Genomic DNA, 782 nt, shown 5'->3' with positions numbered 1-782 from the left:
AAAATCGGGTTGTAGGCGAAAGTCGTGTTCGGCTTGTTTTTGCAGTTGATCGGTCACACGTTCAATCGGGTTTAACAAGCTGCGCTTAACCAAGAAATATGAGCCAAAAGCGAAACCTAAAATCGAAATAAGCACTAAACCCGCAAGCGCCAAGTACGGCGAATCCACTTGAGCATTGGCAATGGCCGTATGACGAGAACTCCCGATCACCACGTACAAATAACCAATGGTTGAACCAAGCTCCTCTATCGCTGCGACAGAAAAGACTTTGTGTTCATCACGATTACGCGGGTCATCGCCTAGAATCGGGAAAGGTTCACCACTGAGAAACTGACGAATAGGAGCCAGATTCACCGCTCCCATCAATTCCGTCCCTTCTGGCGCAGCGTGCGTAGTAATGTTGCCTTGGCTATCAAGAAAATAGATTTCGAAATCAGGCCCTATCAACATGAGGGTGTGGAAAATAGACTTGAGCGCTTTGGGATTGTAGTCCGTACCAATCATGAGCGGATTGTCATCCCGCATGTGACTGGCTAGATCTTGATGCAAGCTTTGCTTGGTACGAAGCTCAATGGTTTCTTTTTGCCAATTGTAAGTCAGCGCAATGGCCGCCATCGCCAAACAAAACCAAACCGTGGTGAATACCACCAAACGAGATTTGAAGCTCATCCTATCGCCTCCTAACACCGCCCATTATGGGCGCGGCTGAAATTTGTACCCAACACCCCAAACCGTTTGAATAAAATGATGCTCTGAGTCCGACAACGACAGCTTGCTGCGCA

2 pseudogenes are annotated in these 782 nt (G+C 48.0%); both read right to left on the bottom strand.

The window, feature by feature from the left end:
- A pseudogene (locus tag R7040_RS25900) lies at positions 1–669 on the bottom strand (sensor histidine kinase); the annotation flags it as partial.
- Between the two features lie 24 nt (positions 670–693).
- Positions 694–782, bottom strand: a pseudogene (locus R7040_RS25895) (DNA-binding response regulator); the annotation flags it as partial.

The sequence above is a fragment of the Vibrio sp. 1069 genome (assembly GCF_033340555.1).
Note: the sequence above shows the minus strand (reverse complement) of the source record. Positions and strands in the feature narration are given on the sequence as shown.